General features: G+C 43.3%; 25 protein-coding genes. 4 read left to right on the forward strand and 21 right to left on the reverse strand.

The window, feature by feature from the left end:
- Positions 1-173 precede the first annotated feature (173 nt).
- The 13 genes from GC093_RS19000 to aroA form a co-directional block, all read right to left on the reverse strand.
- The gene (locus GC093_RS19000) at positions 174-1556 is read right to left on the reverse strand and encodes a glycine--tRNA ligase (protein WP_171653466.1); all 1383 of its coding nucleotides are present in this window, start codon (positions 1554-1556) and stop codon (positions 174-176) included.
- Positions 1557-1580: 24 nt separating this feature from the next.
- Positions 1581-2282, reverse strand: a complete 702-nt coding sequence (locus tag GC093_RS19005) for a 5'-methylthioadenosine/adenosylhomocysteine nucleosidase (protein WP_171653467.1) — start codon at positions 2280-2282, stop codon at positions 1581-1583.
- Between the two features lie 117 nt (positions 2283-2399).
- Positions 2400-3413, reverse strand: coding sequence for a catabolite control protein A (gene ccpA / locus GC093_RS19010; RefSeq protein WP_171653468.1), 1014 nt, complete (start codon positions 3411-3413; stop codon positions 2400-2402).
- Between the two features lie 185 nt (positions 3414-3598).
- Positions 3599-4018 (reverse strand): hypothetical protein, encoded by a 420-nt coding sequence (locus tag GC093_RS19015; RefSeq protein WP_171653469.1) that lies wholly within the window; start codon positions 4016-4018, stop codon positions 3599-3601.
- A gap of 141 nt (positions 4019-4159) precedes the next feature.
- Positions 4160-4573, reverse strand: coding sequence for a VanZ family protein (locus GC093_RS19020; RefSeq protein WP_171653470.1), 414 nt, complete (start codon positions 4571-4573; stop codon positions 4160-4162).
- A gap of 43 nt (positions 4574-4616) precedes the next feature.
- Entirely contained in the window at positions 4617-5153 is a 537-nt protein-coding gene (locus GC093_RS19025; RefSeq protein WP_171653471.1) for a type 1 glutamine amidotransferase domain-containing protein, read from the reverse strand.
- 72 nt (positions 5154-5225) lie between these two features.
- Positions 5226-6959, reverse strand: a complete 1734-nt coding sequence (gene ptsP, locus GC093_RS19030; RefSeq protein ID WP_171653472.1) for a phosphoenolpyruvate--protein phosphotransferase — start codon at positions 6957-6959, stop codon at positions 5226-5228.
- On the reverse strand, positions 6952-8844 hold the full coding sequence (locus GC093_RS19035) for a glucose PTS transporter subunit IIA (RefSeq protein WP_171653473.1): 1893 nt from the start codon (positions 8842-8844) through the stop codon (positions 6952-6954). Before GC093_RS19035 ends, ptsP begins: the two co-directional genes overlap by 8 nt.
- Before the next feature lie 120 nt (positions 8845-8964).
- On the reverse strand, positions 8965-9663 hold the full coding sequence (locus GC093_RS19040; RefSeq protein ID WP_171653474.1) for a hypothetical protein: 699 nt from the start codon (positions 9661-9663) through the stop codon (positions 8965-8967).
- 132 nt (positions 9664-9795) lie between these two features.
- A complete protein-coding gene (gene thiE / locus GC093_RS19045; RefSeq protein WP_246314778.1) occupies positions 9796-10452 on the reverse strand; it encodes a thiamine phosphate synthase in 657 nt (218 codons plus the stop codon).
- Between the two features lie 2 nt (positions 10453-10454).
- Positions 10455-10880, reverse strand: a complete 426-nt coding sequence (locus GC093_RS19050) for a CoA-binding protein (protein WP_171653475.1) — start codon at positions 10878-10880, stop codon at positions 10455-10457.
- Between the two features lie 39 nt (positions 10881-10919).
- Entirely contained in the window at positions 10920-11735 is an 816-nt protein-coding gene (locus GC093_RS19055; protein ID WP_171653476.1) for a C39 family peptidase, read from the reverse strand.
- A gap of 63 nt (positions 11736-11798) precedes the next feature.
- Positions 11799-13094, reverse strand: coding sequence for a 3-phosphoshikimate 1-carboxyvinyltransferase (aroA, locus tag GC093_RS19060; RefSeq protein WP_171653477.1), 1296 nt, complete (start codon positions 13092-13094; stop codon positions 11799-11801).
- Positions 13095-13309: 215 nt separating this feature from the next.
- Here aroA and GC093_RS19065 point away from each other — a divergent pair, with 215 nt between their 5' ends.
- Positions 13310-13603, forward strand: coding sequence for a rhodanese-like domain-containing protein (locus GC093_RS19065; RefSeq protein ID WP_171653478.1), 294 nt, complete (start codon positions 13310-13312; stop codon positions 13601-13603).
- Here GC093_RS19065 and GC093_RS19070 read toward each other — a convergent pair.
- Positions 13600-14109: a shikimate kinase gene (locus tag GC093_RS19070; protein ID WP_312886563.1), complete on the reverse strand. Its 510-nt coding sequence runs from the start codon at positions 14107-14109 to the stop codon at positions 13600-13602. The two genes, GC093_RS19065 and GC093_RS19070, sit on opposite strands and share 4 nt — an antisense overlap.
- 161 nt (positions 14110-14270) lie before the next feature.
- On the opposite strand from GC093_RS19070, the gene GC093_RS19075 reads away from it, so the two are divergent.
- Positions 14271-14609, forward strand: coding sequence for a hypothetical protein (locus GC093_RS19075; RefSeq protein ID WP_171653766.1), 339 nt, complete (start codon positions 14271-14273; stop codon positions 14607-14609).
- A 7-nt stretch (positions 14610-14616) separates the two neighbouring features.
- Here GC093_RS19075 and gnd read toward each other — a convergent pair whose 3' ends face one another.
- The 7 genes from gnd to GC093_RS19110 form a co-directional block, all read right to left on the reverse strand.
- The gene (gnd, locus tag GC093_RS19080; protein ID WP_171653480.1) at positions 14617-16026 is read right to left on the reverse strand and encodes an NADP-dependent phosphogluconate dehydrogenase; all 1410 of its coding nucleotides are present in this window, start codon (positions 16024-16026) and stop codon (positions 14617-14619) included.
- Positions 16027-16100: 74 nt separating this feature from the next.
- Positions 16101-16868 (reverse strand): SDR family oxidoreductase, encoded by a 768-nt coding sequence (locus GC093_RS19085; RefSeq protein WP_171653481.1) that lies wholly within the window; start codon positions 16866-16868, stop codon positions 16101-16103.
- Between the two features lie 62 nt (positions 16869-16930).
- Positions 16931-18484 carry a gluconokinase gene (gntK, locus tag GC093_RS19090; protein ID WP_171653482.1) on the reverse strand — a complete coding sequence of 518 codons (1554 nt, stop codon included), beginning with the start codon at positions 18482-18484 and terminating at the stop codon, positions 16931-16933.
- Positions 18481-19752 carry a nickel pincer cofactor-dependent isomerase, group 22 gene (locus GC093_RS19095; RefSeq protein WP_171653483.1) on the reverse strand — a complete coding sequence of 424 codons (1272 nt, stop codon included), beginning with the start codon at positions 19750-19752 and terminating at the stop codon, positions 18481-18483. The genes gntK and GC093_RS19095 overlap by 4 nt, the downstream gene beginning before the upstream one ends.
- Positions 19753-19754: 2 nt before the next feature.
- Positions 19755-20765: a LacI family DNA-binding transcriptional regulator gene (locus GC093_RS19100; RefSeq protein WP_171653767.1), complete on the reverse strand. Its 1011-nt coding sequence runs from the start codon at positions 20763-20765 to the stop codon at positions 19755-19757.
- Positions 20766-20907: 142 nt separating this feature from the next.
- Positions 20908-21504 carry a YkzI domain-containing protein gene (locus GC093_RS19105; RefSeq protein WP_171653484.1) on the reverse strand — a complete coding sequence of 199 codons (597 nt, stop codon included), beginning with the start codon at positions 21502-21504 and terminating at the stop codon, positions 20908-20910.
- A 259-nt stretch (positions 21505-21763) separates the two neighbouring features.
- Complete coding sequence (locus tag GC093_RS19110; RefSeq protein WP_171653485.1) at positions 21764-22726, reverse strand: hypothetical protein; 963 nt, start codon at positions 22724-22726, stop codon at positions 21764-21766.
- 266 nt (positions 22727-22992) lie between these two features.
- On the opposite strand from GC093_RS19110, the gene GC093_RS19115 reads away from it, so the two are divergent.
- Positions 22993-23832, forward strand: a complete 840-nt coding sequence (locus tag GC093_RS19115) for an ABC transporter ATP-binding protein (RefSeq protein WP_171653486.1) — start codon at positions 22993-22995, stop codon at positions 23830-23832.
- Positions 23765-24529 (forward strand): ABC transporter permease, encoded by a 765-nt coding sequence (locus tag GC093_RS19120; RefSeq protein ID WP_171653487.1) that lies wholly within the window; start codon positions 23765-23767, stop codon positions 24527-24529. The genes GC093_RS19115 and GC093_RS19120 overlap by 68 nt, the downstream gene beginning before the upstream one ends.
- Positions 24530-24585: the final 56 nt, after the last annotated feature.

Raw genomic sequence — 24585 nt, forward strand, 5'->3', positions numbered from 1 at the left:
GTCAAACCAATCAATCCTGAACTCAGTTGAACTCTGTCTCCTCTCATAATGGCAGCTCCTTGTTTTTACCTTTATTGTTTGCTCAAAAATAGAAAGACCCGCAGTAACCTCATTTCATCAAATGAAGTTACTGCGGGTCTTCTCTTTATCTATCTGTTATTTGCGAAATATACTTAAAACTGAATCTTCTCTTCAATAAATGCTTTCAACTCGCTAATAGGCATCCGTGTCTGCTCCATAGTATCACGATCACGAACCGTCACTTGACCATCCTGTTCGGATTCGAAATCATAAGTAATACAGAACGGTGTTCCAATCTCATCATGACGACGGTATCTCTTACCAATAGATCCTGCTTCATCATAGTCCACCATAAAGTGCGCCGACAAATCTCCAAACACCTTTTGCGCACCTTCGGATAGCTTCTTAGACAATGGGAAGATAGCTGCTTTAATCGGCGCTAATGCAGGATGGAAACGAAGCACAGTTCGGCTGTCATCGCCTTCAAGCTGCTGTTCTTCATAAGCATCGATTAGGAATGCCAATGTTACACGGTCAGCACCAAGCGATGGTTCTATGCAGTATGGTACATAACGCTCATTAGCATCTTGATCGATATAGTTGAAATCTTCGCCGGAATGCTCCATATGCTGCTTCAAATCATAATCGGTACGGTCTGCAATCCCCCATAGCTCACCCCAACCAAATGGAAATTTATATTCCACATCCGTTGTAGCATTGCTATAATGAGACAGCTCATCGTCGGAATGATCACGCAGACGAATATTATCTTCCTTCAAGCCTAGATTCATCAGCCATTGGAAACAGAAGCTTCTCCAATATTCGAACCACTGCATATCTTCTCCCGGCTTGCAGAAAAATTCAAGCTCCATCTGCTCAAATTCACGCGTACGGAATGTGAAGTTACCAGGCGTTATTTCATTACGAAAGCTTTTACCGATTTGGCCGATACCGAAGGGCAGCTTTTTCCTCATGGTACGCTGCACATTCTTGAAATTAACGAATATGCCTTGCGCCGTTTCCGGACGCATATAGACCACGTTAGAGCTGGATTCGGTTACACCTTGGAACGTTTTGAACATAAGATTGAACTGGCGAATGTCCGTGTAGTCGAATGCTCCGCAATCAGGACAAACGATATTGTGCTCCCGAACCAAATCCATCATCTGATCGAAGGACAGTCCGTCCACAACCATTTCTATTCCTTTGTCGTTCAATGCATTTTCAATAATTTTATCGGCACGATGACGAGCTTTACACTTTTTGCAATCGATCATTGGATCGTTAAAATTACCTACATGGCCTGATGCTACCCAAGCTTGAGGATTCATCAGGATAGCCGCGTCCAATCCGACATTATACGGGGACTGTTGGATAAACTTTTTCCACCATGCGCGTTTAACGTTATTTTTCAATTCAACACCCAAAGGACCATAGTCCCATGTATTGGCTAATCCACCATATATTTCGGAACCTGGGAATATAAATCCGCGGTGCTTGGCTAATGCTACTACTTGATCCATTGTTACTGTCATAATGTAAATCTCTCCTTCTCTATTCTACATATGCTTAAGCATATGATCGACTATACGGTAAGAATTCCCTGAAGCTTGCAGCGTAAATTCAGCAAAATTAACATGTGCCGAGCCATCCGCCTTATCAGACATGGATCTAATGATCACATGAGGTATATTATTCAATGAGCAAACTTGTGCAACAGCTGCCCCTTCCATTTCCGTACAAGCACCTTGCAATTCGATGTGCAACTTAGCTACCGTTTCCCGGTTAGCAATAAATTGATCCCCAGATAACACCCTGCCTACTTTTACATGGCCTTCGAATAGCTCTGTACTTGCATCTACCGCCAGCTGACGCAGCTTTTCATCGGAGATGAATAAGGATGTTTCCTCATAGGGAATGGTCCCTCGTGGAAATCCAAGTGCCGTTACATCCATATCATGCTGCAAGCATTCTGAAGAAACGACTATATCTCCTACATTTAGTTCTGGATCAACAGCACCTGCAACCCCGGTAAAAATAATTGCATCCACGCCATATGTATCAATCAAAACTTGAGTCGTCACAGCAGCATTCACTTTACCGACACCGGATTTGCATAGCACAATATTTTTACCATGCAGCAGTCCTTCTCGATACGTCACCTTGGCCTTCTCTGTAACTCGAACTTGCTCCATATGGTCGAGGAACAATTCGATCTCTTCTTTCATCGCGCCGATAACTCCGATTTTCCCATAAGCCAAGCGAATATCCTCCCAACCGTAAATAGAATGACCCTAACAAAAAGGTCCACCTAAATTGATGTGAACCCTCCGCAGTAGAGTCAAATTCCTGCTGTTAACAAAAAAGAAAGAGGCTCATTAACGATGAGCCACCGAATTTCTATGAATGACCTCATGCGGCAAAATAACCTGCATTAGCTCTGAAGCTTCTTTCGTCTCTTTGTTCATCAGCTTAGTCAGAAGCCTCATAGACACGGCTCCGATATCATACATCGGCATCGCTACCGTTGTAAGCTGAGGACGAACCATCGACGCCATGCGGATGTTATCCACACTGATAACAGAAATATCTTCAGGCACCCTCAATCCGCTATCCTGCAGCGTATGAATTGCACCTATTGCCATTTCATCAGTAGCGGCAAATATCGCTGTCGGACGATCGTTAAGCTCCAAGAAGTGCTTCGTTACTTCTAATCCTGATTCGTAACGGTAATTACCGATTCGTACATATTCCTCACGAATTGGAATTCCTGCTGCTTCCAGCGCCTTCCGATAACCTTGGTAACGAGCATATCCATTAGCTGGATCTTGCAGCGTTCCCGAAATCATTGCGATATCCCGATGTCCGTTCTGAATCAACAAGGAGACAGCATCCATAGCAGCTTGTTCATGATCAATATCAACTGAAGCAACTGCATTATTCTCATCTGTTGTTGCACATAGCACGATAGGCACAGAGGAGGTTTTGAAAGCTTGAATATGCTCTTCAGTTACGGCTCCGCCCATAAATAACAGCCCGTCCACCTGTTTCTCGAGCAAAGTGTTGATAACGCGGATTTCTTTCTCTTTCTTCTTGTCAGCGTTACATAAAATGATATTGTAATGGTACATATTAGCGATATCTTCAATACCTCTCGCTACTTCCGAAAAAATAGTATTGGATATATCGGGAATGACCACGCCTACGGTCGTTGTTTTCTTGCTGGCCAAACCTCTGGCTACAGCATTCGGCCGGTAACCGAGACGCTCTATCGCTTCGAAAACTTTCTTACGGGTTTGTGGCTTTACATTCGGATTATTGTTGACAACCCGCGAAACGGTTGCCATGGAAACCCCTGCTTCTCTGGCTACATCATAAATGGTTACAGTCACGGTCATTCTCTCCAATATATAAAATGTATAAAACTATCGATCCTTCACTATTAAGCCTTATCATACGACAAATTATAGCTTTGCGCAATGAATTCAGCATGTTGTTTCATTTATAGTATCAAAAAAAAGCAAAAAAAGCCAACTGCAGGGCAGATGGCTTTTAAATTCGGGTCCGGATTGGTTTATTAGTTTAAATCGTTAGCTGATAGAGAGTGCTTGGATATTTGAGTTAACCTCTTACGAATCTCTTCCGTCCAAGGTTCATCCTCCAAAGACTGAGCTAATAAAAGTAGATCTAGCAGTTCATTAATACGTTCTCCCACAATTTTTTCGACAGGATCGGACGCGTGTTTTTTCTCTGTAACCTTTACCATCAAATGTGCGATTTCGCTAATTTCATTAAAATGTAGCTGCTGTTTCTCCGGTAAACTCCCTAGCTTGCCGATGATTCCAGTTAGATCCGGCTTCACCTCAGCAAACACTTCGCTTCGTTGACACACCCCGCATGAAAAAATGGGGACATTCTCAATTTCTACTTTGTTCTGATAGATGACAGTCCGCAGCCGTATGCTCATAGAGCTGCCACACTTACACTGCTTATGCAACCAATACCACTCCTTCGCCACTGCAACAGGTCACTGCGGTCGTTTAAATAAGCCCATACAAATATGGAAACGGGCTCATTCTAACTCGCTTCTTATGTAGAATAATTCTACTTCGAATAGCAAACTCCTGCTGTGCTAGGTCTAGTAATATTTAACACCTGAAGATCGCTCAAAACACTTACGAACGGCAGGTATGGTTACAAAGAGCATGGCCAATGTGGCTCCTATCGCATCATTTCGCAAATCCATCACATCGGGCGTGCGATTGGGAACAAAGGATTGATGAAATTCATCTGTTATGCCATAAAGTGTGCAAAGCAATACAACGAAGATCTTTTTCCACAACGTAAGCCTATTTATCCCTAAACCCCACGCATATAATAAAGCTAATACAAAATATGATACAAAGTGACCCCAATCAAAGCCCTTCATAAAAGGAATCCACAATTGAATCGTATCCAACCAGCCTCCCAAGTCGTCTCCTGTTTGAGAAGATAAATAATAAATAACGCCCATCCAAATGATGCATGGTAACCATCTACTAACATACTTCATAACCTGAGCGCTCCTAACAACATACAAAAATGTTCAAATAATATTAAGATTTGGCCTTAAATTCTGCCAAGACTCGTACAAATTCTCTCAAAAATGCCGGCAAATCAGGAGGTCTTCTCCCCGATACGATATTACGATCAACAACTACTTCCTCGTCAACCCAAATCGCTCCCGCGTTTTCCAAATCATCCTTGATACCTGGCGTGGAGGTCATCGTATAGCCCGCGCAAATTTTTGCGGAAGCAAGCACCCACCCGGCATGACATATATGGGCAATAGGCTTTTCAGCCTCATGAAATTCCCTCGTTAATCTCAACACATCCGCATAGCGGCGTAATTTATCCGGAGCCCATCCACCTGGAACATAGAGCCCGATATAATCAGATGAACGCACCTCATCAAAGGTATACTCTGATGTCAGGGGAACACCGTATTTTCCATGATAAACGGTATTGGCCTTTGGCCCCGCCAAATGAACCTCAGCACCAGCCTCCCTCAAACGAAGTACTGGATACCACATTTCCAAATCTTCAAACTCCTCATCAACAAAAGCCAGAACCTTATAACCTTTTAATTCCATTGTAGTACCTCCATTCGATTTTCTATGTGTTAATGCTTCAAGGCTAGCAGCCAATCAGAATGCACTCTTACTCTATTTGGTCAGAACATCTTGGTGCAGATATTGATTTAATACATCAACTACAGCTTTACCACTCGTGCATCGCTGCACTTCTTCCCATATCGCTGCGCTTTCACTGTATTGACTTTGCAGCAAGCTGTTTTTGACACGCAGTATGGACATTACAGACATGCTTAGATCAGAAATTCCAAGACCCAGCCAGATTGGAAGCGCACGAATATCACCCGCCATTTCGCCGCAAACACTGATTTGTAGGTTTGCCGCTTTGGCAGCCTCAACTGTTCTTTTCAGCATGCGCAATACAGCCGGGTGAAACGGATCGTATAAATGAGCTACTTGTTCATTCATCCGATCTACCGCCAAAATATATTGAACCAAATCGTTGGTACCTATACTAAAGAAATCAACCTTAGTTGCTAGTATATCGGCTATAATCACGGCTGCAGGTACTTCGATCATAATACCGACTTCAATCTTAGGATGAAAGGGAATCCGTTCCACCCGCAGCTCCTGCTTAGCTTCTTCCAGTATTTGATTAGCCTTATCAAGCTCCTCAATTGAGGAGATCATCGGATAAAGTATTTTAATATTCCCATAATGACTAGCTCTCAAAATTGCTCTTAGCTGTGTTTTAAACAAATCGGTTCGATCCAAGGTGATGCGTATCGCGCGATAGCCCAAAGATGGGTTGTCCTCTTCAGGAAGTGCAAAATAATCCAAGCTTTTGTCGCCTCCGATATCCAGAGTACGGATAACGACATGCTTGCCTTCCAATTGTTCAGCGACCTGCTTATAGACAACAAACTGCTCCTCTTCCTCTGGGAGACTGTCGCGGTCCATATAAAGAAACTCTGTACGGAATAACCCTACTCCGGCTGCTCCATTTCTTAGAGCTTGATCCAGCTCCTTGACGGAGCTAATGTTAGCAGCTAGCTGGAATGCCACTCCATCCTTCGTTTGTGTTGGAATATCGGCAAGAGTCTGCAGCTTCTCCCGCATTTTTTGCCAGATGGATTTGCGTATCTTGTATTGCTCGATAAGATCTTCCGATGGGTTTACGTACACACGTCCCTCATCACCGTCAATGATAAGGAAATCTCCATTCTGGATCGCTATATTCAGCTTTCCCTCAACACCTAATACATAAGGCAAACCCATGGCGCGAGCCATAATTGCCACATGGGAGGTTTTCCCACCTAGCATGGTCACTAAGCCTAGCGCCTGATTATTATCCAGATGTACCATCTGCGAAGGAATCAGCTCTTTGGCTACAACAATATAGGGCTGGTCCTTAGGAGGAAGCGTCTCTTCAAGAGCACCTAACAGATGCTTCAGGAGGCGATTGCCAACATCCTTAATATCAACAGCACGTTCCTTCATGTATTGGTCATCCAGCAAGTCAAACATGTTCACAAACTTTTCAATTGCTTCCTTTACTGCAACCTCTGCCGCTTTATACTGCCGCTGCATGATTCCTTGAACTTCACTCATAAAAACAGGATCCTCGAGGATAGCCAAATGAGCATCAAAAATCGAGGTCTGCTCTTCTCCTAGTACGGTAACGAATTCCTGCTTCATATGTACAATTTCATCCTTGGAAGTGCGAATGCCATCGTAAAGCCTTTCAAATTCAAAGGCTAAATCGGCGACATCGATCAGCTTGTCAGGAAAGTCCCATTCCCAAGTTGGAATAACGAAGGCTTTCCCCATCGCTATACCAGATGAAGCTCCGATCCCCTCAACCAAAAACGTTCCCTCCCCCTGTGGCTTCCGTTTTAAGTACAACAGACATGACGGATGCCTGACCTTTTTTGACAGATTTATACGGAGCAAAGCTCCAAGATTTCACTTTATCCACATTGGTAATGATCATAGGTGTCGCTAGCGAGGTACAGTTCTTTTTCACCTTTTGCAGGTTGAAACGAACGAGTAATTGCCCAGCTTCTACCATATCGCCTTCTTTAATAAAGGCTGTAAACCATTTACCCTGCAGTTGCGCTGTGTCAATGCCGATATGGAGCAGGACCTCAAGTCCTTCCTCGGTTTGAATACCGATAGCATGGAGTGTCGGGTACAAAATAATGATCTTCCCAGCTATTGGGGCGACAAGCTCACCTCGGTCAGGCATAAATGCTACCCCGTTTCCAACCAGCTTGCCTGCAAAAATTTTGTCCGGAACTTCCTCCAAGGGAATCATATGGCCTTGCATTGGAGCATTGAACAGCACTTGATGAATATCTTTGCGTAACACTTTCTTAATTTCTTCCCGGATGAGCTCGGAATAAGTCCCAAAAACAACCTGTACGTTCCCCCCACCCAATCGGATGACACCTGCTGCTCCCAAATGCTTAAGTGCAGCAATATCCAACATCTTGTCATTGTCCAAGGTCAGACGCAGCCTCGTAATACAAGCTTCAATATTTTTAATATTGTCCTTGCCGCCCAACGCTTGCAAAATTAATGGGGAACGATAAGGAATGTCGCCTGCCCACTCTTCCAATTTCGACCCTTCCTCACGTCCGGGTGTAGGAATACGAAAGGTCCGAATAGCCCAACGGAAAAAGAAGTAATAAAGAAGCCCATAAGCAACACCAATTGGCAGCAGCATCCAGCCGTTCTGCGATAAATGGAAATTTATCACAAAGTCAATCGCACCAGCCGAGTACGAAAATCCATGATGGATGTTTAAGATATAAGCTAGCCACATCGCTAGACCTGATAAAATCGCATGACCAATGAACAGATAAGGCGCTACAAATAGAAAAGCGAACTCAATGGGTTCAGTAACACCAGTTAAAAAAGAAGCTAACGCAGCAGTCAAAAAGGTGGCTCGGATTTTGGGCTTCAAATCCTCCCTAGCTTCCTGAATAATGGCTAAGGCTATAGCAGGCAGAGCAAACATCATTATCGGATATAAGCCCGCCATATACACGCCTGAAGAAGGATCACCGGCAAAATATCTTGGTAAATCACCAAAGATCATTTCGCCTCCTGGCTTCTCATAGGCTCCAAGCTGGAACCAAAAGAAGTTGTTGAACACATGATGTAATCCCGATGGCACCAACAATCGGTGAATAACACCATACAGAAAGGTCCCAAAACCGCCTAATCCAAGAATAGTAGTCGAGAGCGTTTCCATGAAAACTTCCATATAAGGACCGAACTCGATAGTAATAATACTCAGCAAAAATATCGCCAAGCCCATAAGCAAAGGAACCATCCTCGGACCGCCAAAAAACTGGATGTATTCAGGCAATTGAATATGCTTGGAACGATGATATAGAATAGCTGCGATCAGACCGATTAAAATACCGCCTGGAACTCCCAAATGAAATTCCGGACCTAAGTAATGACGTGTCGCCTGAATAAACATGACATGGCCAATTAGAGCGGACATACCTGCTATCCCTGCGCTTTCGGTCAATCCAAGAGCAACCCCAACGGCAAAAATCATCGGTAAATATGTAAAAATCGTATTTCCGCAAAACAACAATATCTCTCCGAAGCGGGACATGTTAATGTCTCCCCACGGCAAATTACCCAAACATAGCATAATTGCCGCTACAGGGATCGTTATGGTCGGAAGCATTAACGACCGGCCTAACTGCTGCAAGTTACCCATCCAGTTCAAACCAACCGCACCCTCCTTTCTAATTCGATGGTAAAGCCAATGCCTCTTTTTGTCAAACAATCCCCTATCAAAGCTAAGAAAGAAGAAAGCGGGCCGGTTGGCCCGCTTCGTAATTAGCTATTAAAACTGATAACGATTAAAGCTAGTGTTATTACTGCTAAACTGTTTTTGAGCAGGCTGTGAGGAGTCTGATCTCAAATAGCTGTCATGCCCTTGTTGATTTCCACGATAGCTGGATGTTTGGTAGGATTGTGGATTCTGGGATTGGTTATACCCTTGGTTTTGCATAGAACCGAATGTGTTATTATTGAAGCTCGTTCTGTTCATATTATAGCCGCCTGCACCATACTGATTTTGAGCTGGTTGAGAGGAGTCTGATCTCAAGTAACTATCATGGCCTTGTTGATCGCCGCGGTAGTTTGCTGTGTGAAAAGACTGCTGGTTTTGTTGTCCGAATTGCTGAGAGCCAGAACCACCATATGACGATCCTATGTTATTAGTGTAGGAGGGTGCTTGATTAGAAAAGCTTGCTCCATACTGATTTTGTGACGGCTGCATGGAATCAGATCTTAAGTAAGCATCATGACCTTGCTGGTCGCCTTGGTAGTTTGCCGTGTGATAAGATTGTGGACTTTGTGATTGGAAATTAGAATATTGATTGGAGCCTTGGAATTGATTGTTCATGTTAGCATTTTGGTTATATTGGGATTGAACATTCCCAATCGGTTGAAATTTATTTTCCAAGCCGCGGTATTGAGGGTTAACATTTGAGTAACCCATTTGATTTTGCAAACCATATTGCTGATTATTTTGATACATGTGAAAAATCCTCCTTAAAGAGTAACAAAGTCTTCCGGTTCCGGTTTATTTCACCGTTCTTACTCAGAAGCCTTTCTTATTGTCTCTTTGGAGGATTTATTTTATTTATGGAAGCTAGTGGATAATTAAATTTTAGCTGAGCCAAGCGGTTTGTACAGTCCTTGCAAGCGTTTGTGCGGCAAGAAGCGGTTTGTGCTGCTTGGTTATTGCCGAAACAACTGCTACGCCATGTGCTCCAGCTTCTATTATAACTGTTGCGTTTTCAGTATTAATACCACCTATGCCAACAACAGGAACAGTCCAACGCTGGGTAATAGCACTAATTAAAGCGGTACCTATGGCCTCGCCTGCATCTTGTTTGGTTGCCGTTGAATAAATAGGGCCTACTCCAAGATAATCGGCCCCATTCTCCATAGCCCATTCTGCCTCTTCCATAGTTCCTGCCGAGATGCCAATAATTTTGTCATCCCCAAGAAGCTTACGGGCCTCCATACCAGGAATATCATCCTGACCGACATGAACACCATCTGCATCAAGTAGAATAGCAACGTCAACCCGATCATTAACGAAAAACGGAACACCCAGCTCGCGGCATAATTCCCTAAGCTGTACACCCTGAGTCAGCACTTGCCTAAGAGGCGCATTCTTTTCTCTAAGCTGAATCATTGTTACTCCGCCTGCAATTGCTTCACGAGCAAGTTGAAGGGCTGTAAGGTGTCCATAACCTTCCAGCCCCATAACTAAATAAAGTTGTAAGCCTTTAATAATTTGATCACGATCCCGCAACAATCTTATTTCCCTCCTGGAAGTAGAATGGAGTCCTCCACCTTAATACAACGGTCCATAATGACCTCCAAGCCACCTGCTTTCGCAATGTCAGCCGCCTCTTCGTTAAAAATATCTTGCTGAAGCCAGAACACCTTGGCCTTAATTTGTACCGCCTCTTGAGCAACAGGGACCACGGTTTCACTACGTCTGAAAACATTAACAATATCCACTGGTTCCGGAATATCCGTAAGAGCCGCATAACAGGTTTCCCCAAGAATAATTTGAGCATTCGGATTGACTGGAATGATCCTGTAGCCTTTCTTTTGCATAGCTTCAGCGACCATATAAGAAACACGATCCGGTTTGTCTGACAGGCCTACAACAGCAACATTTTTAGCAGCAGACAGTATCTCTTTGATGCGATCTCTTGAAGGATTTTCAAATGCCATAGAAATTCAGCTCCTCTTCCAAATAGAATGAATGCTACATTATTTAAGATAAGATAAAGCTTGACGTCCCATTACTTCCCAAGTTTCAAGAAACCGTTCTTTATCAATCTTTACTTTTGCTTGGCCGTTCCAAGGATCATTAACATAAACATTTTGTTCGTCAAAACCTACAAGGAGCACAGCGTGCTCCATAAATGTAGTTTGAATCGGACCAATCGGTGTATCCCAAACCGTCCATTTATCAGGGACCCTGTAGTCGATTGTTGTCCATACAACAGATGGAATTCCCTCGCGCAACTGCTGCTCGAGCTTCTCAAAGGGCTGACCCGTTAAATCCACTGCTTTAGGTATATATTGCTTCTGTAGCTCAAATAAAGCTCCATGATATATACCAAAGCCTTTGCCAGCACCTGTGACTTCACCGACAAAGCCTGTATTTGGATTCCCCCAATAAGCAATGCTCCCGTTCTTATTCCTTTTTAATGGGGTTGTGTCACGTTTCATTTCTGGCACAAGCTCCATCTTATCTTTCTGAATACCGAAGTATAAGAGCATCATCGTCAAGCTCGTTACCTCGCATCCCGATGGCAGCTCGGGAAGCTGGCGAATGACCGGAGCGTCCAGCATAGCTGACAAAACGGGAGGTTCCGGGGGCTTTACGTTTACGGCTGCTGTTGAAACCACAGGCTGCTTGGCGCCGACTGTATCGGCATAAGCTATAGGGGATTCTTCAAACCAAGCCTGCCCCGTTATTTTGGCATACAGCAGTATAGAAAATACCCCGCTTGCGAAAAGGAGACCAGCGATGAGGAAAAAACCAAACGTAACTTGGATTCCTTTCCATAGAACCTGCATCGACCTCAACCTACTTTTTGCTTAGTTGCAATCCATAATGAATGCTTTAATAAAATGAAAACTTTATTCTTCAACCAACTCTATTTGAGCGCCTAATGACAATAAATGCTCAAAATAATGCGGATACGATTTCGCAACATGGTGCGCATCTCTAATAACAAGCCCTTGTTCCGAACGTAAGCCTACTATTGTTAACGCCATAATAACACGGTGATCATAATGTGCATTGATTTCTACACCACCTGCTACCCCTTGAGGACGTCCATGAATGATGATCTCGCTTTGTCTTTCTTCTACATCCGCTCCTGCTTTGCGAAGCTCTGTAACGAAATCTGTAATTCGGTCGCATTCCTTATAACGAAGGTTCTCGACATTATAGAAGCGGGATGTTCCTTCAGCAAATACAGCAGCAGCAACCATCGCCAGAACACCATCGGTAAAATGATCTCCATCAAACTCTCCGGCTTTCAGCTTTTGGTTCCCTTGAACATGTACAACACCATTCTCGTGGGTTAAATTAACCCCCATTTCTTTCAATACATCAACAACTGCCTTCTCACCCTGCTTGCTTTTCTCTTCCAAGCGCAGTACAGTCACATCGGAATGAGTAACCGCGGCAGCAGCCAGAATAGCTGCGGAACCTGGATAGTCGCCCTGTACAACGTATTTCTGAGGCTGGTAGGTTTGACGACCAGGTATTTTATAATGCATTAAATCTGCTGATGCTTCAATCCGGATTCCGGCTTGCTCGATAACTTCCAAGGTTTGACCTACAATAACCTTAGATTTTAAGTCGTGAAGCACTTCAATTTCACTGTCTTCCTCCAGCAATGGTGTCATAAAAAGTAATGAACTCAAGAATTGGGAGCTTACATTACCCGATACTTGAATTTTGCCCCCACGAGGTTGACCGCCGCGGATTGTTATAGGCAGCTTTCCTTGGTTATGTTCAATTTCCACTCCCATTTGCTGAAGCGTATCGATTAAATCATCATGCGGTCTTTTTCCAAGCGAATTAGGATAGGTATTAACAAATGTCAGATCAGGGCAAAAAGAAGCAATAGACATAAGAAAACGAAGTACCGCCCCGGCATTGCCAACATTTAATTCATTCACATGCTTTGGATGCTTACCAAAGCCTTGGATCGTCATTTTCTCATCATCTTCTTCAACGATAGCTCCCAAATCACGAATACAACGACGCATAGCATCGCTATCCTCACTGTGTGCGGGATAATAAATGGTGCTTGTCCCTTCAGCAAGGGCACCGATCAACAAATAACGAGTTGTGTAGTTTTTGGATGATAAAGCATTAATTGTTCCTTGTAAATGATTTGTCGGTTTTACAATAGCTTTCATGAATATGTATCTCTCCTGTTCAGCAAATAATCCGCCATATTTCAACATATAAGTTACAGCAATTTTACCATAAGGGTATTAGGATGGAAACCTGGAAGTTTGACACCTGCTATGTATTGTCTATATCATTGACATGGATAACCCATTTAAAGAACTAAAACAACAGAAGATTACGAAGCTAGTTATCTACGAAAACTCTAGGAGGTTCAAAAAGCATGACAACTATTACTCCACAGCAATTAAAAGACCGAATGATCAATAAAGAAGATCTACATATTATTGACGTTAGAGAACCGGATGAAATTGCCCTTGGCATGATTCCAGGAGCTATCTCCATCCCCCTCATGGAAATCCCAAATCGATTAAAAGAGATTCCACAGGACAAAGAGACCATTCTAGTCTGCAGAAGCGGTAACCGCAGCGGAAAAGCCTATGAATACTTAACTGCACAAGGCTTTATGAATTTGAAGAATATGAGCGGTGGCATGTTAGAATGGGAATCACTCTAAAGAACGGCTGCTATTCTCTCAACGATTTCAGTTACTGATAATTCGCTTGTATCTATGGCTAAATCAGCAAAATCATAAGCATGCTTGCGACTTTCCATTAATGCCGTCACCTTTTCTTCCACATTACCTTGTACGAGGGGGCGGCTTTGATCTTTACTTACCCTAGTAATGATGATTTCCTTGGTAGCGGTTAAATTAATGACAATCCCACTCTCTTGCATTCGAGCCCGGTTTCGCTCAGCCAAGACAGCCCCTCCCCCAGTAGATACAACTTGATTCTCCACCTTTAGAGTGCGATCGATGACTTCACTTTCCACAGTACGAAAAGCTTGCTCTCCCATTGTTTGAAACATCTCAGTAATGCTGACCCCTTGTAATTCCTCTATTCGCTGATCAGTATCAATAAATTGCCAGCCTAACTGCTCTGACAATGCTTTTCCTACTGTTGATTTACCTGTCCCAGCAAAACCTATTAATATCACATTCGCTTTTTTCAACGCGTTCACACCTCTGAGTACCTTATATAATAACCCTATAATCATACCATATGATGAACATCATGAATATAAAGTTGGACAAAATCATAAGATGAATGGTGAATAAACCCCAGTTGTACAGCCATCCTAGTACTATGTATTTTAATATACGAAAGAGAGATGATTCTTCCATGCAACCTGCAATGCATCAACCTCAACAGGTAAGTGCGATTCTTGCACAGCGAAAGCTGGAACAAATTCTTGATCCTGCTCATCCGTTGTGCAAAGATGACATCGTCTGGATTTTAGAATTCATTAAAAAAAAGGTGGCTGAAGAGGATCCCCAACTTATGGAGCTCTCCCAGCCACGTTTAATGCAAAACTTCCGTTATTTCGCTGATATTTCTTTAATGCTGATACAACGGCGTAACGGCTTTGATCAAGAAGCTGACCGTTTGAAAAACTGGATTTCAGAAGCGACTCACGGCTTAACTCCGCCTAAGTCATCCAAAACCAAAAGCCGGTTATAGCTTTCTATTAATTCTCCATCCAGTTGAAGTGGAAAGAGCCTTCCTTGTCCAAACGTTGGAAAGTGTGCGCTCCGAAATAATCCCTTTGTGCTTGAAGCAGGTTAGCAGGCAAACGCTCAGTACGGTAGCTATCATAGTAAGCTAATGCAGAAGCAAACGCAGGAATAGGAACACCGCGAGTAACTGCTGTAGCAATAACCAGTCTCCAAGCATCTTGATAGTTATCCACAACATTGTTGAAGTAATCATCAAGCAACAGGTTTTTCAGTTCACCATTTTTGTCATATGCATCTTTAATGTTTTGCAGGAAGCGGGCACGAATGATGCAGCCTCCACGGAAAATCATAGCGATGCTGCCGTAGTCCAAGCTCCAGTTGTATTCTTCAGAAGCTGCTCTCATTTGGGCAAAGCCTTGTGCATAGGAGCAAATTTTGCTAGCATACAGAGCTTTACGAACAGCTTCTATAAACTCACCGCGATCTCCTTCAAAAGCAGATGTTTTCGGTCCATTAAGCACTTTGCTTGCAGCAACGCGCTCTTGCTTCATAGCTGAGAGGAAGCGGGAAAATACGGATTCTGTAATAATTGACAAAGGAATACCAAGGTTTAGGGAATCTTGGCTTGTCCATTTGCCGGTACCTTTTTGGCCAGCGGAATCAAGGATCACATCTACCATTGCTTTACCAGTTTCTGCATCTTTCTTAGTAAAGATATCGGTAGTGATCTCGATCAAGTAGCTGTCAAGCTCGCCTTTATTCCATTCAGCAAAAATTTCATGAAGCTCATCCGTGCTAACGTTAAGAACGTCTTTCAGCAATTGGTATGCTTCGCAAATCAACTGCATATCGCCGTACTCGATACCGTTGTGAACCATTTTCACATAATGTCCTGCACCGTCGGGTCCGATGTATGTGCAGCAAGGGTCGCCACCCACTTTCGCGGAAATCGCTGTTAGAATTGGTTCAACCAATTCATAAGCATCTTTTTGGCCTCCTGGCATGATGGAAGGACCTTTCAAAGCGCCTTCTTCACCGCCGGAAACACCAGTACCGATAAAGCGAAGGCCATGCTCAGCCAATTGTTTGTTTCTGCGTTGTGTATCTGGGAAGAACGCATTCCCGCCATCAATGATGATATCGCCTTTATCCAAATGTGGAATCAAAGAATCGATTGTTGCATCCGTACCTGCGCCGGCTTGAACCATAATTAATACTTTACGGGGCTTCTCAAGAGATGCTACGAACTCCTCAATGCTGTATGTACCTACTAGATTTTTTTTTGATTCCTCGATCAAAGCATCTGTTTTTTCACGGGAGCGGTTATAAACCGATACAGTGAACCCTCTGCTTTCGATATTTAATGCCAGGTTTTTACCCATGACCGCTAATCCAATTACGCCAACTTGTTGTTTAGACATTTGTTTAATTCCTCTCCTTCTTTTATCCTATCTAGCCTATTATACGATTTATAATTGATTTTGAAAATGCGTCATTAAATTGTCATCGACGTAAATCCGCCGTCAACGGTAACGAGTGAGCCAGTAACAAAGCTGGAAGCTTTCTCGGAAGCAAGGAATACAGCTGCACCTTGCAGTTCTTGCGCATCACCGAAACGATTCATTGGTGTATGCCCCATGATGGATGCTGTACGCTCTGGAGACAAAATTTTACGATTCTGTTCTGCTGGGAAAAAGCCTGGAATGATTGCATTAACACGTACACGTGCCGGTGCAAATTCACGCGCCAAAAACTTAGTAACGTTGTTAACCGCAGCCTTGGAAGCGGAATAGGTAAACACGCGTGACAACGGAATTTCAGAAGACGCGGACGAAATATTAATAATACTTCCTCCCTCTCCTTTGTCCACCATATGTTTTCCAAAAACCTGACAAGCCAATACTACGCTTTTCAAATTTACTTCCATGATAGAATCCCACTCTTCCATCTGAATATCAAAGAATGGAGTCGGGCTGTTTTTGCCTGGGCAATTCATCAGTATATCAACGCGGCCAGTCCAAGCCAAAACATCGGCAAGTACTTTTTGCAGGTCTTCCGCTTTAGTTGCGTCAGCTGAAAAAACCTCTGCTTTACCTCCAGCTTCTTCAATGCTTTTTTTCACGTCCAAAGATTTCTCCGCATTACGGCCGACAACTGCTACATTAGCTCCATGACCGCCTAAAGCGATCGCCATAGCTCCACCCAAAGTACTGTTCCCGCCGATAATAACGGCAGTTTTTCCAGTCAAGTCAAATAAATTCATTGTGATCCTCCTAAATTTAGTGATAAAACCTTACCCCTTGTTGCTGCTGCACTTGAATTTGATTACTTTGTATACTTCTGTTGGTATTCAGCAATCATATCAAATTCATCCTTCAACTGATGGTACACACGACTGTAAATCGTTGTCAACTCCTGATAATGATTGTAATTCTCATTATTGGTCTTATGACTATGCTGGATTTGCATCCACTGATGTACCGCTGAGAAATCTTTGATCTCACCCATTGCTAGTAATCCCAATTGTGCCGCACCCAATCCAGAGCTCTCGATTGAGTTAGGAACAACAACGGAACTTCCTGTTACATCAGACATCATTTGCAGCCAGAAGCTAGAACGTGCAAAGCCGCCTGAAGCACGAATTTCTTTGGTTGGCCCAGAAAGCTCCTCCAAAGCGGTTAGCACCGATTGAATCCGGTACATAACACCTTCCATCACAGCTCGGATCATATGCGTCTTCTGGTGATAAAGAGACAAGCCAAAAAAGACGCCGCGGGCATTTGCATTCCAGTAAGGAGCGCGTTCGCCGGCTAGAAGCGGCAAGAAAATCAAACCGTCAGAGCCGGCAGCAACTTCCTGAGCCAGAGAAGTTAAATAATCATAGGGGTCCATACCTCTGCGACGTCCCTCTTCTGCCTCTGCAGTTGCTAGCTGATCACGCACCCATCGGAACATAATGCCGCCGTTGTTGATAGCACCGCCAACTACCCAGAAATCCTCTTTCAAGGCATAGCAAAACAATCTGCCCTTCGGATCTGTTATCGGCTCACGCACTACACCGCGCACAGCACCGCTAGTACCTATTGTCACAGCATAAACGCCTTCTTCAAAAGCACCCACTCCAAGGTTAGCTAGAACCCCGTCAGAGGCCCCCACAACAAATGGAGTATCCGCTTGAAGCCCCATAGCCACCGCGTATTCCTGCTTCATACCAGCAAGGTGATGAACCGTGGATACCGGTTCAGATAATTGCTCAGCGCGAACGCCGCAAGCTTCCAACGCCTGTTCATCCCATTGGAGTTTACGCAGATTAAACAAGCCTGTTGCACTGGCAATCGAGTAATCAATAACATATTGGCCAAACAGCTTGGCAAACACATATTCCTTGATCCCGATAAATTTATAGGCTTGTTCAAAAATATCCTTCCTGTTATCCCGGAACCACATAAGCTTAAGCAGCGGAGACATCGGATGAATCGGTGTTCCGGTGTTCATGTAGATTTGATGTCCATCCATCTCTTCTTTCAGTATGCGCGCATAGTCCACACTGCGGTTATCTGCCCACGTAATGCATTGGGTAAGCAGATTCAGGTCGCGATCAACAGCAATCAGGCTATGCATAGCCGAACTGAACGATACACAAAGAATTTGGCTTGGCAAAATCCGAGCTATAGCAACTACTGCTTGGATAGAAGTCAACACCGCCTGGAAAATTTCATCCGGATCCTGCTCAGCCATATCGGGTCTGGGCGTATGAAGCGGATATTCTACCGAGTGCGAGGCAAGCACACGGCCATCACGGTCAATAACGAGTGTTTTGGTGCTAGTTGTACCGATATCTGCTGCTAAAATGTAAGGCTTTTGAACAGACAAACTCATTTCACAAGGTTCCCTTCACTGTCAAATTGCAAATCATACGGCTCGCTTAAAATTTCAATATCCGCATGAAGCTTAGCTTCTTCCAACAGATTCACTGATATTTCAATCTCACCCAAATGCAGCGTATCTTGAATGCGCACCAATCTGCATTTTGTATAATCCAAAATATTGCAAGTTTTTACGCCCGCCTTGATCGCGTAAAAATCATTATCCAATGTGCTCGCAATTTTGGTAGGTGCGCACACCGTTGACGTAAGCCCGTTAACAACGGTAGCATGCAGATCTGTTTTATCAACAAGACGTTGGGTAGTGAAGTCAGCTGTCCCTACCCCGTTCGCATTACCTTTTGTTTCAGGTGTCAAATCTAGGACTACCATCTTCGAAACATCCGGCCCGCCGTGCGCATAAGGAGTTGGATAACGTCCTGTAATATTCGGATCCATGCCATCGCCGCTTATGTTTTTACCGATATAGTCAATGACGAGTACATCGACTTGATCAAACAAAATTTTCGGCAAACGCGCTTTCGCTTCAACAAGCAGTTCCACCTCACGAGCTTCAATCTCAGCCGCAGGCAACACTTCAATGCGGCAGGTCTCGTCATAAGCATTCTCAACCAGAGCCACCCCAAAAACGATAGGCAGCTTGTCAATCATAATCTTCGCCATAGCTGGGACATTCTCGGCCATATATTTGAAACCAAGCTGATGGCAAGCTTCTGCGCCTTTTTGCTTTCCTAGACCAATTGCAATCATTTTCATAATACCGCTCTCAATAGGCCCGCGGAACGCCGTATGTGGTTTAACACGGTTAATTACAACAATTGCATCGGCTGTGGAAGCAATCTGATCGACGTAGACTGGCAAGCCATTAGGCAGCTCATCCAGCTTGACTACTTCCATCGAAGAGCGGATAGGAGCCCCCATAGCTTCCTCAGTAACACCTAGATGGTGCAGTACATCCTTCTGACCTTCGGCAGTAGCACCACCATGGCTTCCCATACACGGAACGATGAATGGATGTCCTCCGGCTTTTTTTATAGCATCAATTGTTACTTTTGTAAATAACGCAATATTAGCTACGCCTCGGCTGCCTACAGCGACCGCTACTTGCTGACCTGGTTTAATTTGATCAATGGCACCTGGCTTTTGCAGTTCACTTTCAAGACCGCCTGTTAAGTCTTCCAGCTTGGTACCGTCAAACCTTTGACGAATTTTTATCATTTGCGGTATCGGAATGTCCTCAAGCACTTTTCTTAGTATACTCATAATCATCTGCCCCCTGTAATCGATTTTACGGAATCCCTTATGACAAGTTCCGTATGGAATAGAATCTTTTCTTTTTCAACCTGCTTGGTTTCTATGAAAGTGAGCAGCTTGGCTGCTCCTTCCCTGCTGATCTGTTCGATTGGTCTGCGAACTGTCGTCAGGGCTGGAGACATAAAGCCGGAAAAAATATGATCGTCGAAGCCTACAACCGAAATATCACCTGGAACTGAAAGCTGCTTCTCCGTAATCGCCTTAATAGCTCCTAACGCCATGTCATCATTGCAGCAAAAAACCGCTGTAGGCCGAGCCTCCAGCTTCAGCAGATGATTCATAGCCGCATAGCCGCTTTCCAAATCATAATTACCATGAGCCTGATAATCTTCCCGCAAGGGGACCTGGTAACGGATCATTGCTTCTTTGTAACCATCCAGTCTAGATTGTGTAGATTTGAAATCTTGTTTCCCTTCAATAATAGCAATGTCCTTATGGCCTTGACGAATCAAATATTCGACAACCTTATAAGCACCGCCCTGGTCGTCCGGAATCAAATTCATCACTTGAACGTTGTCAATCTCCCGATTTAATACAACCAAGGGAATTTCCTTTTCGGCTGCATATTCAATAAAAGATTGGTCACTCGAGCTCTGACTCATAACAATAATACCATCATAGCTTTTCCGATTCACTTTCTGATAACTCGTGTAATCATCGATTCCGCGTACTATTAAGTTATACTGGTCTTTAATTACATCATTTACACCCTTGACAGACTCATAAAGAAAACCTGCCGAGGTACCCGTATGGAGAGTTGAAAAAAACAGCCCTAAGTTGTAAGATCTATCCAGTACTAGACTTTTAGCATTGTAATTGGGTGTATAATTTAAACTGGTGGCAAGCTGCCTAATTTTTTCCTTCGTCTCTTGATTGATTAACGGGCTATCGTTTAATGCCCTTGAGACAGTTGTATGTGATACGTTAGCAAGCTTTGCAATATCCTTTATTGTAACAGTCAATACTCCCACCTCTACCCTTAATAATATCATATAGATGCACACGTTAACAACGAACATTTTTTGCGTTGAATGCACTTGTTTTGCTGTATTTCTCCATGAAAAAGGTCTGTGCATTTTGCCACAGACCCTTCAATCATATAAACTACATTTCCAGCAGCAGCATCTCATGCCTTAGTTCCAACAACCTTTCTTTACTGGTTCTGATTGCTTCATTGTCACGTGACTGAATGGCATCATGCAGTGTGGCTAACTCATAATCGAGCTCCAATCGAAGCACGGGAATACGTTCATCTGGACGCTTGGATTTAAAAGCTTGCATCATTTCCTCTACCGTAACAACCGGTTCCTTCTGAAATAATACTTTATGTTCAACACCCGATATTTCTACCATACGAATAATTTCCCCAAACATAATATTCTCAATCAATATTTGTCGATCCTTAAATCGTTTTACTACTGCATGACCGCGAGTATCGCCAATCATTTTTTCCATCAGTTCCGCTAGCTTCTCATCTTTAAAGGAGTAATTACCCACAATTTTGTAACGCTCGCCAATGCGTTGAAACTTCAGCTTTACCAGCTTCCTTCCAGTTCGGATTGAAACAATAAATTGCTGTTCGCTTTCATTCCAATATAAAGAATAGCCCTCCTGAATTAACGCTTTGATGAAATTACGGATTAGCCGACGGTCAAATCGTAACTCAAGGTTGCAATATTCCACTTCATGACTCTTACTCACGGCAATCCCCTCCCAAAAATGGCACTCCATACATATTTTGATAGAATTTTCAGACAATTCAGTTACTTACTTCTATCTTATTATGAATCATATGATTTAGCAACTTGGTTTATTGACCTTTTTACTTATTTATTTTATCCATTTTTTGAAACGAACACACCTTGGGACAATATTCTTAACTTACTTCAAACAGACCGGTCCACTTTAATGTGGCCAGTCTATTTTATTGGATCTCCCATATAAGGAGGAGCAGGATAATTTAAGGTTGAATAGGGTCAATCACCTTTTTAGCCTCATCCTCTGTCTTTTTTCTCTCTCTGATGTCCAGCTGTTCATTTAAATCGGTCATAGCATGGGTATTGATCGTGTAGCCGTCGCTATCGATCTCTCTTTTAGTCAGAGTCAGCTTCGTTCGAACATAGCGGTAGCTTACATTTTTATCAAAATAAGTGGTCTGATAATATAAATACTGATACTCATTTTCGTTTTCTGTTTTATCTACAATAATGGGCTTGGAAGTGTATCGGAAATTTCTGTCCTTGTCCTTGTTATCCTTATTTTGTGAATTCATAGTTGTTTTTATGTGATTCTGAAGAGCTTCGAGTTTCTTTGTATTAACTTCTCCCGCGATAACATAACGATCATAGTTCGTGCTTCTGTTTTGGGTCGGCAGTTGCTTCACAAATTGCTTTAATTCGGTTTCAGTCACATACAATTCTTCAGTGTACATTTCCTTCGATTTCTTCATTCCGCCTGTTTCTATTCCCATTTTCTTAAGATCGGACAAACGGTAGTACAGCAGCTTGGTGGAATTATTGTTCTTATCTTCAGCATTAGTAAGCAGCAGTGGGTAATCAGCGCCTAAATAATTAACCATAATAGAATTAGGGTTCTTAAGCTTAAACTCATCTGTAGTGAGGTCCTTCTCATCTACGATCTGCTCGGGATTAATGCGGCTGTTAATATAAATCGTTTTATTGACATCCTTATATAGAATATTCGCGCCAAGCAAATTCCCTAATTCCTTCAAAGGCAGGTAACTTGAGTCCTGGTAAATAAGAGTTGGGCCATTAAGTTTTACTGGAGATCCATCCAAAACAATATTAAAATCCGGTCGTAAATAAGCTTCCACCCGCTGAAGCACATCTTCTGCGAATACACCTGCGGTGAAAGTGCTGCCAAGCAGCGTTCCTGCGATAAGCACACGTTTCCATTGCTTCATAATTATCCAAACCTTTCTTAATAAACTTATGTAGCTAATAAACGATCTGAAATTACACCTTGCCTTTACAAAAATACCCGTCCTACTATAATTCGCCATGTATTGACAATTTTCCTCTTTAAATTTTATATTGACAAAAGCATTAATTCCGATAAAATAGGTTGGTATAAGAAAAACTTCTTACGCTGAATAATCTCTAGAACAATTTTGCTTGATCTTACATAAGAAAAGTACCGTTGCTGGGACTTTAGGGGGAGTGAACCAATTTGATCGAAATCAAGGAAGTAAGCAAGACTTTTCATCAGCGTACAGGCGGTTTGTTTACAGCAATTGATAACGTATCTCTTTCGATAAAAAAAGGGGAGTTCGTTTCTTTACTTGGACCGTCGGGATGCGGAAAGTCAACGCTCCTTAATTTGGTTGCAGGGTTAGAACAAGCGCAGCAAGGAGTTATTACCGTCAACGGTAGACCTTGCAGCACACCAGGCCCGGACCGTGTCGTCGTTTTTCAGGAACATGCCTTGTTTCCTTGGTTAACTGTATTAGATAACGTTGCCTTTGGATTAAAACAAAAGGGAGTTTCAAAAAAAGAACGTGAAGAGCTGGCAATGGAACAGATCAAGTCCGTTCATTTAAGCAAGTTTGCCGACCGATACCCTCACGAGCTATCAGGCGGTATGAAGCAAAGGGCAGCCATTGCCCGTGCTTTGGCTATGGACCCGGAGATATTACTCATGGACGAACCGTTCGCAGCGCTAGATGAACAGACTCGGCTCATTCTGCATAAGGATCTGGAAGAAATCTGGATGCGCACACAAAAAACTATTCTATTTATTACTCATAATATACGTGAAGCTGTTATCCTCTCCGATCGTGTGCTTGTTATGTCGACCCGTCCGGGCACCATAAAGAAAGAGTTTTCTGTTCAAGCCGCCCGTCCAAGAGATTTGGCCGATCCGATCCTCCACCACGTAGAAAACAGTATCATGGATGCTCTCGCTGATGAGCTGGAAAAAGTGGTAAAGGAGGAAATGGGCGATGAGTACAGCATTAAGAAGAACACTCTTTCTGGTACTGCTTCTGATAGCTTGGGAGGCGGGATTTAGAATCTTTGATTGGGGCTGGAAGTTCCCTTCCGTTTTTCAGACCTTTCAAGCCTTTTACGACGGACTTGTCCATGGAAGACTACTGGAAGCGACTTATGAAAGCTTGCGCCGCTTGTTAACATCATTCGTAATTTCAATCGTTATTGGAACTGTTCTTGGATTTCTCTTTGCCAGATACCGGTTGCTCGATGACACTCTTGGCTTTCTAGTTGTTGCGCTACAAACCATTCCAAGTATTGCGTGGCTGCCTTTCGCCATTATCTGGTTTGGAATGAACGACTTTTCAGTTATTTTCATTACTACTCTGGGAGCAACATGGACCATGGCAATGTCCAGCCGTACAGGCATCATGAATATTCCTCCAATCTACTTAAAAGCCGCACAAACCATGGGAACCGGCAATGGCTTCCGGATGTTTTACCAGGTTATGGTTCCAGCAGCCTTCCCTCATATGATTACAGGCGTCCGCGTTGCTTGGGCGTTTGCATGGCGGGCTCTAGTAGCTGGGGAGCTAATTGCCAAGGGTGTTGGACTTGGACAACTGCTTCAGGACGGCCGTAATCTTGCAGATACAGCGTTGATGCTTTGTATCGTAATTATTATCGCAGCACTAGGCACACTTTCTGACCACTTCTGCTTTAAGAGGCTGGAGGATACCATATTAATACGATACGGCTTAGCCGGTCAGAAGAAATAGCAATTACTGAATTAAACGACCTGTCCAGTTAATTGAGCAGGCGAAAAAAAAGGGAG

Origin of the sequence: Paenibacillus foliorum (assembly GCF_013141765.1) — a bacterium.
Taxonomy (GTDB): domain Bacteria; phylum Bacillota; class Bacilli; order Paenibacillales; family NBRC-103111; genus Paenibacillus_S; species Paenibacillus_S foliorum.